Annotated in this window: 17 protein-coding genes and 1 riboswitch; of the genes, 4 read left to right on the top strand and 13 right to left on the bottom strand. The window is 52.1% G+C overall.

Going from position 1 to position 13,187, the window contains the following annotated elements:
- The first annotated feature begins 2 nt into the window (after positions 1 to 2).
- Together A1332_RS12590 and A1332_RS12595 are read left to right on the top strand one after the other, a co-directional pair.
- A complete protein-coding gene (locus tag A1332_RS12590; RefSeq protein WP_064008856.1) occupies positions 3 to 1,217 on the top strand; it encodes a hypothetical protein in 1,215 nt (404 codons plus the stop codon).
- A gap of 54 nt (positions 1,218 to 1,271) precedes the next feature.
- Complete coding sequence (locus A1332_RS12595) at positions 1,272 to 1,826, top strand: DUF2058 domain-containing protein (protein WP_064008835.1); 555 nt, start codon at positions 1,272 to 1,274, stop codon at positions 1,824 to 1,826.
- A 4-nt stretch (positions 1,827 to 1,830) separates the two neighbouring features.
- Here A1332_RS12595 and trmB read toward each other — a convergent pair whose 3' ends face one another.
- From trmB to aroG, 9 genes are all read right to left on the bottom strand, one after another.
- Complete coding sequence (gene trmB / locus A1332_RS12600; RefSeq protein WP_064008836.1) at positions 1,831 to 2,520, bottom strand: tRNA (guanosine(46)-N7)-methyltransferase TrmB; 690 nt, start codon at positions 2,518 to 2,520, stop codon at positions 1,831 to 1,833.
- Positions 2,521 to 2,639: 119 nt separating this feature from the next.
- Positions 2,640 to 2,921, bottom strand: coding sequence for a hypothetical protein (locus A1332_RS12605; protein ID WP_064008837.1), 282 nt, complete (start codon positions 2,919 to 2,921; stop codon positions 2,640 to 2,642).
- A 60-nt stretch (positions 2,922 to 2,981) separates the two neighbouring features.
- Positions 2,982 to 3,188 (bottom strand): DUF2283 domain-containing protein, encoded by a 207-nt coding sequence (locus A1332_RS12610; protein WP_064008838.1) that lies wholly within the window; start codon positions 3,186 to 3,188, stop codon positions 2,982 to 2,984.
- Between the two features lie 368 nt (positions 3,189 to 3,556).
- The gene (locus A1332_RS12620) at positions 3,557 to 3,877 is read right to left on the bottom strand and encodes a hypothetical protein (protein WP_064008839.1); all 321 of its coding nucleotides are present in this window, start codon (positions 3,875 to 3,877) and stop codon (positions 3,557 to 3,559) included.
- A 4-nt stretch (positions 3,878 to 3,881) separates the two neighbouring features.
- Entirely contained in the window at positions 3,882 to 4,082 is a 201-nt protein-coding gene (locus A1332_RS12625; protein ID WP_064008840.1) for a (2Fe-2S)-binding protein, read from the bottom strand.
- Between the two features lie 21 nt (positions 4,083 to 4,103).
- The gene (locus A1332_RS12630; protein ID WP_064008841.1) at positions 4,104 to 4,343 is read right to left on the bottom strand and encodes a DUF2442 domain-containing protein; all 240 of its coding nucleotides are present in this window, start codon (positions 4,341 to 4,343) and stop codon (positions 4,104 to 4,106) included.
- Entirely contained in the window at positions 4,340 to 4,612 is a 273-nt protein-coding gene (locus A1332_RS12635) for a DUF4160 domain-containing protein (protein WP_197491450.1), read from the bottom strand. Before A1332_RS12635 ends, A1332_RS12630 begins: the two co-directional genes overlap by 4 nt.
- 12 nt (positions 4,613 to 4,624) lie before the next feature.
- Positions 4,625 to 5,602, bottom strand: coding sequence for a sulfur carrier protein ThiS (gene thiS, locus A1332_RS12640; RefSeq protein WP_064008843.1), 978 nt, complete (start codon positions 5,600 to 5,602; stop codon positions 4,625 to 4,627).
- 3 nt (positions 5,603 to 5,605) lie between these two features.
- Positions 5,606 to 6,688 carry a 3-deoxy-7-phosphoheptulonate synthase AroG gene (aroG, locus tag A1332_RS12645; RefSeq protein ID WP_064008844.1) on the bottom strand — a complete coding sequence of 361 codons (1,083 nt, stop codon included), beginning with the start codon at positions 6,686 to 6,688 and terminating at the stop codon, positions 5,606 to 5,608.
- Between the two features lie 107 nt (positions 6,689 to 6,795).
- Here aroG and A1332_RS12650 point away from each other — a divergent pair, with 107 nt between their 5' ends.
- Positions 6,796 to 7,590 carry an RMD1 family protein gene (locus tag A1332_RS12650; protein ID WP_064008845.1) on the top strand — a complete coding sequence of 265 codons (795 nt, stop codon included), beginning with the start codon at positions 6,796 to 6,798 and terminating at the stop codon, positions 7,588 to 7,590.
- A gap of 216 nt (positions 7,591 to 7,806) precedes the next feature.
- Entirely contained in the window at positions 7,807 to 8,517 is a 711-nt protein-coding gene (locus A1332_RS12655; protein WP_064008846.1) for a PEP-CTERM sorting domain-containing protein, read from the top strand.
- On the opposite strand, the gene cobD is transcribed toward A1332_RS12655, so the two are convergent.
- The 4 genes from cobD to A1332_RS12675 form a co-directional block, all read right to left on the bottom strand.
- Complete coding sequence (gene cobD / locus A1332_RS12660; protein ID WP_231890284.1) at positions 8,446 to 9,510, bottom strand: threonine-phosphate decarboxylase CobD; 1,065 nt, start codon at positions 9,508 to 9,510, stop codon at positions 8,446 to 8,448. The genes A1332_RS12655 and cobD overlap by 72 nt on opposite strands.
- Positions 9,497 to 10,414: an adenosylcobinamide-phosphate synthase CbiB gene (gene cbiB, locus A1332_RS12665; protein ID WP_064008848.1), complete on the bottom strand. Its 918-nt coding sequence runs from the start codon at positions 10,412 to 10,414 to the stop codon at positions 9,497 to 9,499. The genes cobD and cbiB overlap by 14 nt, the downstream gene beginning before the upstream one ends.
- A 106-nt stretch (positions 10,415 to 10,520) precedes the next feature.
- A complete protein-coding gene (locus A1332_RS12670) occupies positions 10,521 to 11,096 on the bottom strand; it encodes a hypothetical protein (protein ID WP_064008849.1) in 576 nt (191 codons plus the stop codon).
- A 19-nt stretch (positions 11,097 to 11,115) separates the two neighbouring features.
- Positions 11,116 to 12,939 carry a TonB-dependent receptor domain-containing protein gene (locus A1332_RS12675; protein WP_064008850.1) on the bottom strand — a complete coding sequence of 608 codons (1,824 nt, stop codon included), beginning with the start codon at positions 12,937 to 12,939 and terminating at the stop codon, positions 11,116 to 11,118.
- 118 nt (positions 12,940 to 13,057) lie between these two features.
- A riboswitch (cobalamin riboswitch) is annotated at positions 13,058 to 13,187 on the bottom strand. This riboswitch is flagged as partial in the annotation.

Here is a 13,187-nt window from a genome sequence, read left to right on the forward strand (position 1 = left end):
GCTTGAGAGGTTCGACTGATTTGCGGTTGGTTGGTCTAGGCTGGCTGCTATTACACGCTGGCTGCCTCAACGCAGCGGAACCGCTGTTTCAAAACCGCTTTTTCCCGCTGTCGCAAAACACCGAGCTGGTTTGCGCCACCAGCCAACAAAACTTTACCCCCACCGCCGCACTAGCCGACATCATCCGTTTTTATGAAGCGGGTCACCCGGACTTGCGCAAACATGCAGTGGCGGTGCTGACCGATCATAAAAACCAGGACCACCTGGATGATCTGGCGGATTATCGAGAAGACTGCGCGAACAATAGCGCCGGCGAACTCTGCGTACTGGAGAAATACTGGGATGACCGCGAAGCGGCCTGGCGGGCGCTCGCCTTGTTCTACGACACCAAAACCGTCATTAAACACAGCGACGACTATCGCTATGAAGTCAAACGCTTCAACGCCGACCATCTGCGCCTGTTCGAAAAAGCCATTCGCAAGATCCCGGCCTTTTTAAGACAAAGCATCAGCAAAGCCAAGCCGGTAGATAATCTGGAACAGGAAATTGCCGATAAACCCACGGTAATGCAGGAACTGATACGCGATGCGTTTCAGGAGGACTACAAAAACAGTATCTGGCAGGATCACACCCACCCGTTGACACTGATACCTGGCATAGGCTTTCGTTCGCAAACCGTGGCGCAGGTGTTCAGCGGCCAGAACCTGATCGTGTTTACCGTCAAGGCCTTTGATAAAGGCAAGGAAGGCGGCACGTATCGCGACATCGGCGTACAATATTTGGTGGATTTTCGCTTGCCCATCGTCGTGCATGAAATCGCCCACACCATCGATAATTTTCATTTCTGGAACGGTCAGGACGATCTGTACTTTTTCTACAAGTACCACAAGATTTCCAACGACGAAGAGATCATGAAAATCATTGCCGACTCCAAACTGGCGCTGTGGCCGTCGAAATGGTTCGAGGCTTTCGAATATCTAGGCGAGGTCAACGAGGGCCGTTACGACGGCACCACGCAGGAAAAACTGGCCGAATTGGTGGCGCAATACATCCTGATCCCGGAACGCTTGCAACAAAGCGCGCCGGCCGCCTATCAATGGCTGCGTGAAGACATTTTTCGCGGCATCGAATATGAAGGCTACGACCGTTGCAATGTACCGTTGACTAAGCCGCTGAGCTGGTGGCAGTACGCCACCGGCAAGATGTTGGGCCAGTAATACTTTATGCTATGCTGATCTGGAATTTTAACCTTGCTAAACCGCTGTCCAGCCATGAAAAAACCGCAAACCCTTTCCCTGCAAGAACAACTGCTTAAATCCGGCCTCAGCAACGACGCCAAGCTCAAGCAAGTCAAAGCCGAGAAGCGCAAACAAACCAAGCTGGAACGCAATAATGGCGTGGAGATTATCGATGAGGTCAAACTCAGTGCAGAGCAACTGCGCCAGCAACAAGTAGAGCGCGACCGCGAATTGAATCGGCAACGCAAGCTGGCCGAGGAACAAAAAGCCCTGGGCGCGCAAATCAAACAAATCGTCGACATGAACCGTATCGCTCAAGACTCAAACGGCTTGGCTTACAATTTCACCGACGACAACAAAGTTAAAACGCTATACGTGGCAGACAAAGTACGGGAGGCCTTGATCAACGGCCGGGCCGGCATCGCCAAGATAGATGGGCACTATGAGATCATACCGGCGGAGGTCGCCCGTAAAGTACAGGCGCGGGATGCGGGTAGTATTGTGGTGTTAAACGAAGCGACGCAGGATGTGGCGGCCGCCGACGATCCGTATGCCGAGTTTCAGATTCCGGACGATTTGATGTGGTGAGGCGCTAGACCTTACGAAAAATCAAATCCCAAACCCCATGACCCAAACCCAATCCGCGATTTTCGAACTTGGTCAAGGGTCGATAAGTCGGTCGTTCACAAAAGTCGTTAGTCGGGCTGCTATTTTTCAAACCGGTGCCCGCCGACAAAATCCCCAACATGTCCTTGGCGTAATGCTCCCAATCGGTGGCCGCATGAAAATAGCCGCCGGCCATCAACTTCTTGTTCAGCAATTCCACGAAACTGGGTCGGACGATGCGGCGCTTGTGATGACGGCGTTTTTGCCAGGGGTCGGGGAAAAACAGATGAACACCGGCCAGGCTATGACCGGCGATTTTTTGCTCCAGAATCTCGATCGCATCATGGTGGTAAATCCGCACATTGCTAATACCGCGCTGCTCCAGCAATATCATCAAATGGCCGACGCCGGGCCGGTGCACTTCTATGCCTAAATAATTGAAATCCGGATTGGCTGCCGCCATCGCCGCCAGACTGTCGCCGTTGCCGAAACCGATCTCGACGATCAAGGGTGCTAGGCGACCAAAGGCTTGCTCTGGATCAAATCCAGCTTGCGGCGACAGGCAATACTTGTCCCAATGGCTTTCCAATGCCAGCTTTTGGCCGGCGGTAGCGCGGCCTTGGCGGCGGATGAAGCTTTTGATTTTAGCGGGGTCGATTTTTTGGGGTGAGGTCATGGGGTATAGCTGTTTTTAGTCGAGTAAAACGTAGGTCATGCTCTTTTGAATCACCCAAGAACTGGCGGAATAATCGTAAACGTTTCCGGCAATCTGGTTTCGCCGGAAAACCTATTGGCTTATTCTTGCCTTGGCTCTGGTAAAAGCACAATACGAAAAGATGAAAATTTCATTTTAAGCACTTTTGATAGCGCCAAAATGGAAATAACCAGACCAGTGGTAATACTCAAATAGTGTGCAATCGGCTTTGTCACTTGATCGTCGAAGCCAAAAGCAATTGTTATTAAAGCACCGATAAATCCAATGGCTGCACCCGCAAGTAATCCGAATACTGTAGATCTCCAAGCCCATGACCAAAATATTTCTACTGTACGGCTAAATGTGACATCAAGTTCTAGCATCGAATATTTCCCATAAATTTTAGCCCTCAACTGGGTTGAATCCAAGCAACAGATATTGTCCTACGCCGCTTGTCTTCCAATTTGTTCGTACGAAAACTGCGGAAGGTCGACACCTTGCTTGGCATGCTCCACAGTGATGCCGCATACCTGCCCGGCTGCATCTATATCGAACAGGGTGTTATTGTCATAATCGCGGGTTTCCATAATTTCGGCGTTACTAAACTCGATATATAAGGTATCGGTGTCTTCAAACCATTTGATCTTCATGGGGTAAATGACCTATCAAAAAACGCGTTATGAATTGTTTCGCCGTCTTCCAAAAGTACGACACGCAAATATCGTCCTCCGGCTTCGTCAATCGCCCCCCAGCCGTATTCTACCGTCCATTTGAATCACTTGCTTTGTGGGTTGATTGATAACCCTTTCAATCCAAGTAAAATCGATGTCTCTTCGATCAGGTCGCTGGCGCATGATTTCAAAATACTGGGTGAATTTCATGCGTAAAGGTTAGATTGAATTATGTCAGATGTAATACTGCTAGGGGCCTTTCTAACTAAGCAGTGCCGACAATTAAGAGGCTCATCAATCGCGACCAATGCCTCACTTTGCTCAGCGTATCGTACTTGGTTGAATATTTAACCGCCAAGCTGCTCCAGTCTCGACTTCGCCGCCAGCCCAAACGCCGACTCCGGCTCCTTTTCGGCAATACGTTGCAGCACCGATGAACTGGGTTTTTCCAATAAACCAATGGCCCGCAACCGCACCGAAGCGTGGTGGGCGTTTAGCGCCGCCAGTTCCGTCAGATAACTGCCGGAATCGTTCAGCAGTTTAAGAATCACTCTTTCCGGGTCTTCGGTAAACAGATCGCGGACCAGTTCGCCGTATTGTTCCTGCAAACGGATCAAGTCGCGACGGTCGAGTTTTTTCGGTTCGGTGGGATCGTCACAGCAGCCCATTGCTTCAGGCTTCTTGGGTATGCTCGGAAACGAGCTGGTGAAATTCGAACTCGCAGCCACCGCAACCGGATGCCGCGCCGGTGATGCGGGAAATTCTTTCCAGATCGACGATGCCGTCGGCTAGCAAGGCTTTAATTTGCTGCGCGGTGGTGCCGCTGCAATAACAAATTACGTCGTTTTCGGAGTCAGGCTTCGTGGCATTCATGAAACGGTAGGGTATCCGGAGTTAGTTGAGCGGTTCCGATTGCCAGCGCAATTGAATGGTATCAGCTGAAAGATCTGCCCCGCAGTCCCATTCGATAAAATAATGGCCGTTATGGATTCGTTCAAATTCAGTCTTGTCCTTAAGGGGAGTAAACGCTTCCGAGTCCAGATAGGGTTTTACGTCAAATAAACCGGTTTTTCCGTCATCGGTGACGATGTAGAGTACATAATCATCTTTGGGGACAATTTCGGCGATTCTCATTGATCGAGTCCTCGAATGGGAAATGGTTTTTTGCCGCTGACCGCAAGTTGCCAGTCAGCGAGTAAATCGTCCTGGTGAATTTCAATCCATGCGACAACCAGCTTGTGTTTCTTTGCGGGCAGTTCGCCCGCCAATACCGTTCCATCGTGAATCGCATAAACCGCCACTTGCCCCTGATATTCAGCATGGATATGCGGAATATTGTGTTTGTCCGTGTCGTAGAAGAACATCCTGATCAGGATGCCATAGAACATGGAGATGGTCGGCACGGTAATACTCGGTTACAAAAACAACCCATCAATCGGCGAAGATGCCGACGCAAAACGCTTACGCGGCATACGTCCAGCCAGGAAGGCTTCGCGTCCCGCTTCGATGCCTTTTTTCATCGCCGAGGCCATCAACACCGGATTTTTGGCGGCGGCAATCGCTGTGTTCATTAACACGCCGTCGCAACCCAATTCCATCGCCATCGCCGCATCGGACGCAGTACCGACGCCGGCATCGACCAGGATGGGCACCTTGGCGTTTTCGACGATAGTTAGAATGTTGTAGGGATTACGGATGCCCAAACCGGAACCGATTGGCGCGGCCAGCGGCATTACCGCCACACAGCCGATTTCTTCCAAACGCTTGGCGGCAATCGGGTCGTCGTTGGTGTACACCATCACGTCGAAGCCTTCCTTGACCAGCAATTCGGCGGCGACATAGGTTTCGGCGACATCCGGAAATAAAGTCAGTTGGTCGGCTAATACTTCCAGTTTGACCAGTTTATGGCCGCCCAACAATTCGCGAGCCAAGCGGCAAGTACGCACCGCATCGTCGGCGGTGAAGCAGCCGGCGGTGTTGGGCAATATCGTGTATTTATCCGGCGAAATCACGTCCAGCAAGCTGGGTTCGCCCGGATTCTGGCCGATGTTGGTACGGCGAATTGCGACAGTGATGATCTCAGCGCCGCTGGCTTCGGTGGCCAGGCGGGTTTCTTCCAGGTCCTTATATTTGCCTGAACCTACCAACAGTCGTGAACTATAGTTTTTGCCAGCCAGCGTAAAGTAGTCGGCTTGACCGCCGCCGATGGCTTGCACGATTTCCAATCTATCGTCAGCTTGCAAGCGCTGGCTGGTGTGTTGGGTAAACGGCAAAATTTCTTTGTTTAATTCGACTGCGATGCGTTTGCCGGTCAAGCCCAAATCGGCAATTACGTCGGCGACGGTAGCGTTCTCGCCATATTCGCGATTGTCGCCATTGACCAATATTTTCATGCGTTAAACCTTGTGTGTTTTTGCGGCGGCGCGGCGACGTTCAACGGCGCCGGCCAGATGATGTAATAATTCTGCGCTGTCTTCCCAGCTTAAGCAGGCGTCGGTAATGCTTTGCCCATAAGTCAGTGGCTTGCCTTCCTCGACATCCTGACGACCGCCGATCAGATGACTTTCCACCATCGCGCCGATGATGCGGTGGTCGCCACCGCGAATTTGGCTAGCCACATCTTCCGACACCAGCATTTGCCGCTGGTATTTTTTAAGGCTGTTGGCATGGCTGAAATCGATCATGATATTCGGGCGCAAACCGGCTTTTTCCAGACCCTCGGCGACTTGATCGACGCTAACTTCGTCATAGTTAGGCCGGCTATTGCCACCGCGCAGGATGATGTGGGCGTCTTCATTGCCACGTGTCGAGAAAATCGCCGAGCGGCCTTCCTTGGTCAAGGACAAAAAGTGATGGGGACTCATAGCGGCATTGATGGCGTCGATGGCGATTTGAATCCCGCCGTCGGTGGCATTTTTAAAACCCACCGGGCAAGACAGACCGGAGGCCAGTTCCCTATGCACCTGACTCTCGGTAGTGCGCGCGCCGATGGCGCCCCAGGAAATCAAATCGGAGACATATTGAGGGGTGATTAAGTCCAGGTATTCGGTAGCGGCCGGCACACCCAGGTTATTAATGTCCAATAGAACCTGGCGGGCCATGTGCAGGCCTTTGTTGATGTTAAAGCTGGAATTCAAATCCGGGTCGTTGATCAGGCCTTTCCAGCCCACCGTGGTACGCGGCTTTTCGAAATAAACCCGCATCACGATCACCAGGTCGTCTTGCAACTCGTCCATGATCAGTTTCAAGCGCCCGGCGTATTCCACCGCCGCTGCCGGGTCGTGGATCGAGCAGGGGCCTATAATCACCAGTAATCTATCGTCGGCACCGGTAAGAATGTTGTGAATCGCCGCCCTGGTATGCAGAATAGTGGCTGCGGCCTGCTCGGTCATCGGGATTTCTTCGTGAACCTGAATCGGCGCCACCACGTCCTTGGTTTCACAAATTCTTAAATCATCGGTGTTATAGTTAGTTGGCATGACACTCAGCAATAAGCTTTCAGTAGATGGATTAAGCGGTTATTTTAACCGTTTTGCCGCGTCGGTGTTACAAAGTAATGCCTAAACCGACTTGAGAAAACCCGGATATGACTGACGACAGACCCATTAAACGCTGCTTGACGGTGTGCCTGGCACAGTCGTTCGAGTTCGCACAATTGCGGGAAAAACTGCTGGATACCACCCGCGCGCAACTGTTCAGAAACGCCTTAGTGATAGACTACAAAACCGGCTGCGCGATTGTGTTTGCCTACGGGGTGATGGTGTGCTGGAACCTCAACCTAGACGACCGGCGCTCTTTGCAGGATTTGCTGCTGGACTACGCGATCAAACCCGACGCCGAGCCTCAGGAAGACAATTTCAGCTACGAAGTGGGCTGCGAGCAAGACCGCTTTCAACACGATCATCTCGAACTCCAGTCCGCCGATTTCAAAGTATTGCTGGCGTTGTCGCATGCGATGGCACAATCGATCAAGCTGGCGGCTTTCGAAGGCCATGCTATCGACACGATCCGCGCTACCAGCCATTTGCCGCAATCGCTGGCGCGGGAAGGCACGATCAAACTCAATCGCAAAACCATGGCCATGATTCGCGGCCAATTGTTCCTGACCAAAAGCGACATCATCCTCAATTACGACTTGTTGGATACCCCGGAATTTTTCTGGGAACATCCTGAATATCAGCATATTTACTCGATGGCCGCCAATTACCTGGAAATTCAGCAACGCACCGACGTATTGTCAAAAAAGCTTGAGACAATACACGAGCTTCTGGAAATGCTGGCCGATGAACAAAAACACCAGCATTCCTCGGCCTTGGAGTGGATCATCATTTGGCTGATTGCGGTGGAGATTGTGATGTCGATTTTGGATAAACTTTTTTAGTTAGCCCAACTCTCGGCTTTCCAATTTGGCACCTGGTTTGCCGCAAGCTAACAGTTGCCCCGGAAAATCAAGGGTTGACGGTATCGACCGGCTGCCGCGATAATCGACCCAAAGATTGAACTCGCTCACAAAAATATTGGTATCCCCTACGCCTCCACTTAGTCTTGCTGCTAAGTCTAAGAAGTCGTATCACTAAATTTACTTTAAGGACAAACCATGAAAATACTATCTGCCCTATTAGCGACGTTTTTATACTCGGCTAACGCGACTGCGGCTCTTGAATTTACTTTTTCAGGCAATTTCGTCAACTTCACCAACGGCAATTTTTCAGGTCAATTAAGTTTTAACCCTTTTTCACCGACCGAAAGCATTTTTTTCCCGGCCACTCCCGAAGAGTCCGGTAGTTTGCGTTTAAGCTACGCACTAAGCAATCCGCTATCGGTGCAGGTCAACAGCCAAGCGTTTACCATCGACAACGATAGTGTCGTAGTTAATATTGTCGACAATGCCACCAGCACCACCGATGATCTGATAGCTGCACATGGCTTTACCGGTCACGTTAACGCCGGCATTTATGACCTACTGACACTCAGCATGGAGTCTTCAAATAACCAATACGACGCCAACGGCCTGGTATCCGGAGCAGAGTTTTCGGTAACAGCCTTTTTCGATCATAACCTACTCGACGGCAACGATCTTGAAAACCCTAACTTTCAAGGCGTATTCGGATTGCCCGACCCTAGCTATTTGGTTTTTGAAATCAACCGGAAATTAGGCGAAAGTGCGGATTATCGCGGCGCCGGCATCATCTCTGACAGCAATATCCGCGAAATTCCGGTATTAGGGCCGGTTCCGCTACCTGGCGCGGTATGGTTGTTTGGTAGCGTTATCGCCGGATTCGGTTTCCGTATGCGCAAACAAGCTTAATTGCCTGATATCGGGATGAGTCAACGCCTGCGCCAATCTTTGCCAGGCTGACTCGTCTTTGGGTAAACCAAAACGCAAACTAGTAGGTTCGTGAAAAAAACGGGTCAGAACGCCTTGTCTAGCCAGTAGCTCATGCAGCTTGGATGCCTGCTCATTTTTCACCCATTGAAACAAATCACATCCGCCGTAGGGCTGCCAGCCACAGCCTGTCAATAGCTGCTGTAGACGTTGACCCTGCAATGCCAGCGATACAGCATTGGCAGACTGCCAGTCTCGATCAGCCAACGCCAGCGCCGCGACATAGCGTCCGGGATGGCTTATAGCCCATGGCCCTAGCAGCTCCGCCAGTCTAGCCAACAAGCCCGGCTCGGTAATCACGAAGCCGCAACGGATGCCCGCCAGACCGAAAAATTTGCCCACCGAACGCAGGACAATTAAGCCCGGCCTTAACGGTAGTGAAGTAAGGCTGTACTCGGATAGACCATCCATAAAGGCTTCGTCAACCAACAGCCAGCCGCCGCGCCGACTAAGTTTTTCATGCCAGCTTAACAGCTGCGATCGGCTCCATAGACGGCCGGTGGGATTATTAGGATTGACCAGAATCAGCACCTCCAACTCATCCATGTGGTCGTCTATCGCGCGCTCTTCGACTCTGATGACCTGATGCCCGGCTTTTTGCCAGCTGCCGGCATGCTCGGCGTAGGCCGGATGCAGCAGGCCGACTCGCGATTTTGGTCGTAACAAAGGTAATGATTGAATCGCCGCTTGCGAGCCGGCTACCGCCAGCAAGGAGTCGTTTTGGTAGTAAGCCCGTGCCGCCGCAAGTAATTCGTCATCATCCTCCGGCAGGCGTTGCCAGCATGCGGCGGGAATGGCAGGCACGGGCCAGCCATTGGGGTTGATGCCGGTGGACAAATCCAGCCAGTCGGACAAAGGAATGCCATATTGGCTAGCGGCTTGCCGCAAGCGTCCGCCGTGCTCAAGCAAGAGCATCTCCCGCACCGATTACGATCAGCCATAACACTAGAGTCCGGTACATCAGCTTGCAGGCGCGCTTAATATCGTCGTTTTCCGGCGCTTGTAGGCCGCCAAACCAGGGTTTTTGTTTTATTTGTCCGTGATAGCAAGCCGGTCCGCCCAGTTGCAACATTAGGGCACCACCGCCAGCGGTCATCACTGGCCCGGCGTTAGGGCTATCCAATAAGTGCGCTTGCGTCCGCCAAGCATTGATGGCCTGCGCGGTATTGCCGAGCAAGGCATAACTCAAGGCCGTCAGGCGTGCCGGCAACCAATTCAGCAAATCGTCGAAGCGCGCGGCGGCCCAGCCGAAATGTAAATAGCGTTGGTTTTTGTAACCCCACATAGCATCCAACGTATTGCTGAAACGGTAGAGCAAGGCGCCGAACGGTCCCAATACGACGAACCAGAACAAAGGCGCAAATACCGCATCAGCACCATTTTCCAAAACCGATTCGATGGCCGCCCGCCGCACATCGGCTTCGGTCATGGCTTCGGTCTGACGGCTAACGATTTTGCCAACCTGTTGTCGCGCTAACGGCAAGTCGCCACCCACCAAGGCCACATGAACGGCCAATGCATGCTGTTGCAAGCTACGCGCGGCGATACAAAAATACAAAACCAGCACATCGACAGCGATGTTTAGCGGAGGCCAACTCGGTAGAACCAGTATCCACAGCACGCTCGATGTCAGGACCACAAATACCGCCAATCCACCACTAAGTTTCTGCCAGAAATCCGATTGTCGGCAGTCCAACAGTAGATTTTCGACAGTACTCGCCCATTTTCCGAACAGCGCCAAGGGGTGATACGCATCGCGCGGCTCACCCAACCAAAAATCGATGGCTACGGCCAACAAGATGCTGATGGTGAGAATCATGATTTATGAGGGATAAACGAACCTAGACGCAGGAAAGGGTGAGCCAATTGGCCCAACTCCGATCAGTGGGACGATTTTCATCGTCCCACTGGATTTGGCGGAATGCTTAGATAGCTTCGTGAGTGGCCTTGGCGGCCAGCAAGAATTTTACGGCACTGACCAGAGCGAAAATGACCACGCCATAGATCAAGGTAGACGTCAGGTAAGGCGGGTAATACATCGCCACGCGCTCAACATATTGTGTGAATGAGCCGTTGGGATAACGGCCGGACAGCCAGTAAAAGCTGCCGTTGGAAAACAAAAACGCGATGGAGGTAGCCGCTACCAGAGCCATCAGACGTTGTGCGGCAGTGGCTACCGACAATATAGTGAATTTGCGGCACCATTTGCCGCCCAACCACATCGAGCCGTAAGAGCCGATCAGAAATACGTAGGCTTTGGACACACAAAAATCGCTGACGCCGAGTTTAGTGATCGCCAAGTAATCAATCAGCACTGCTTCCGCCAGCAATATGGCGAACAAATAGCGTCCGCCCAGCCATAAGCCGGCGAAAAAAAACACCGCCAGCGATGCGTCAGGCAATGCGAACGGTGTACCGAAATGGTGAAAACGGGTGGCAGCCATCAACGCCATCAACGCTACCGCGCCGGGTTTGACAGCCAAGGTTTGATTCAGACTCATAGGGTTCTCCAGAAAAGGTTTAGTAATTGTAATGGATCGAAAAATAGAAGTTTCTGCCGAAGCTGTTATAGGTGTTGACCGTTTGATAGCGTTTGTCGAACATATTATTCAGTTTGGCGCTTAACATCCAATTTTTGTCGATACGATAAGCAGTGCGTAAATCTGCGGTCATGAAGCTGCCCAACCGCACGGTATTAGTACTGTTATCGAAACGTTCGCCCTGAGCCAGCACGGAGGCGCCAATATCAACGTCGCCGAACGAACGCGAAACATCGTAGGACAAGCTTTCCGTCACCCGACGCGGCAGACGCAAGTTGGTCTGCCTGTCCTTCGGTGTCATCAGGTTCATGCTTAGTTTGTTGTTCCAGCCGAAAATTTGCGTGGACACTTCGGCTTCTATGCCGTCTATCTGAGCCTTGCCGATATTTCTGGCAGTGGATGGCGTACCACTGAATACAATCAAATCCTCGATATTGGTGTGATAAGCGCGCAGCTCCCAATTTGCCCAATCGTGACGTCCGGCAAAACCGGCTTCGAAACTGGTGGATTTTTCCGGCCGTAAGCCAGGGTTACCGAAACCCGGGAAGTATAACTGGTTAAAAGTCGGCGCCTTGAAGGCATTGCCGAAACTGGCAAACGCGCTGAGACCGTAATTCCAGTTGAACCGCCAGCCAAAATTGCCGGTGACGCTGTCGCCAAAAGCCTGGTTTTCGTCCCAACGCAAGGAAGCATTCAAAAAATGCTTATCAAAAACTCGGCTATGCAACTCGGCAAATGCGCCTACATCATAGCGGGACGTTTCCGCGTAACGCGTGGTGCTGTCGATTTCATCAAAACGGTAGTCTGTGCCCAGCGTTAATTGGTGATCCCTATGCAAGGCCAGTTCGTTCAACCAGCTGACGTTCCAGCGCGTGGTGTTAAAACGGCTGGAGAATAGGCCGTTATGCCGAAACTGATCGGCATCGTCCACGCTTTGTCCTATGCGTAATGTGGACCGCCACATATCACTGAAATTAGCGCTGGCGGTCGCCCCCAGCGTCTGATTGACAAACTCAGTGGTGCTACTGATGGAGTTGTCTATCTCGGTTTCACCTTCGGCCCGCAGGAAAAACGCCTCCAGCTCGGTACCATTGTCGAACCGGTAACCGGCTTTGGCATTCAGACTGGTGTTGTTATAGCCGTCGCGGTCTGGATTATAGCCACTCGCGACGCTGACACCGCTCAAAGCATTGATGCCCTGGCTGCCCAATTGCGCGGCACCCAGGCTATACCAAGCCTTGCCCCATTTGCCGTTGACCGCAGCCGAACCATTATACGTGTCGTAAGAGCCGCCGCCGGCTTCCAGCGCGATGTTCGGCCGTTCGCTGCTGCCGCCCTTTCGGGTAAATATCTGAATCACCCCGCCAATCGCTTCCGAACCATAAAGGCTGGATTGCGGGCCACGGGTTATTTCCACGCGTTCGATTTGATCGATAGGAATAAACTGAAACGCACTGGTGCCGGTGGTAACCGAGCCAGCCTTGATGCCGTCGATCAGAACCAGCACATGATCGGAGTTAGTGCCGCGCAGATAGACGTTGGTGTCCTTACCGTAACCGCCGCTCTGCACCATATCGACACCCGGCGTGCCTTTCAGTAGCTCGGGTAGGGTTCTGACCTGAAGTTTTTCGATGTCCTGGCGCGTATAAACCGTCATCGCTGTGGCCAACTCGCTCTGCCGAGTTTCGGTGCGAGTAGCCGTGACGACCGTCTCGGCAAGGTTTATCGCCTCGTCGCCAGACGCCGCCAACACCGTAAAAGGCGTACTCGCCAGAAATAAAGATCTGTATAAAATGGATTGCATATTGTCCTCTGCGCCCGCCGCGCATCCGGGTGAAAAAGGACAGAGGAAAAACGGAAAACGAAAAAGACGGAGGCAGGCTAGGCATGGACTCAGACCATTCCGTAAACAGCCCTCCGCTGTCTCGAATGATCTTCCGGGCCAGTCTCCGGGCTTATAAGTGGCTTTACGCCTGATCTACGACCTTCCCATGCAAAGCGCACAGTGGCAAAAACGCAGCTCTTTACTTATCTACCGTTGCGGGGGCAGCG

It is taken from the genome of Methylomonas methanica, from assembly GCF_001644035.1.
Classification (GTDB): domain Bacteria; phylum Pseudomonadota; class Gammaproteobacteria; order Methylococcales; family Methylomonadaceae; genus Methylomonas; species Methylomonas methanica_A.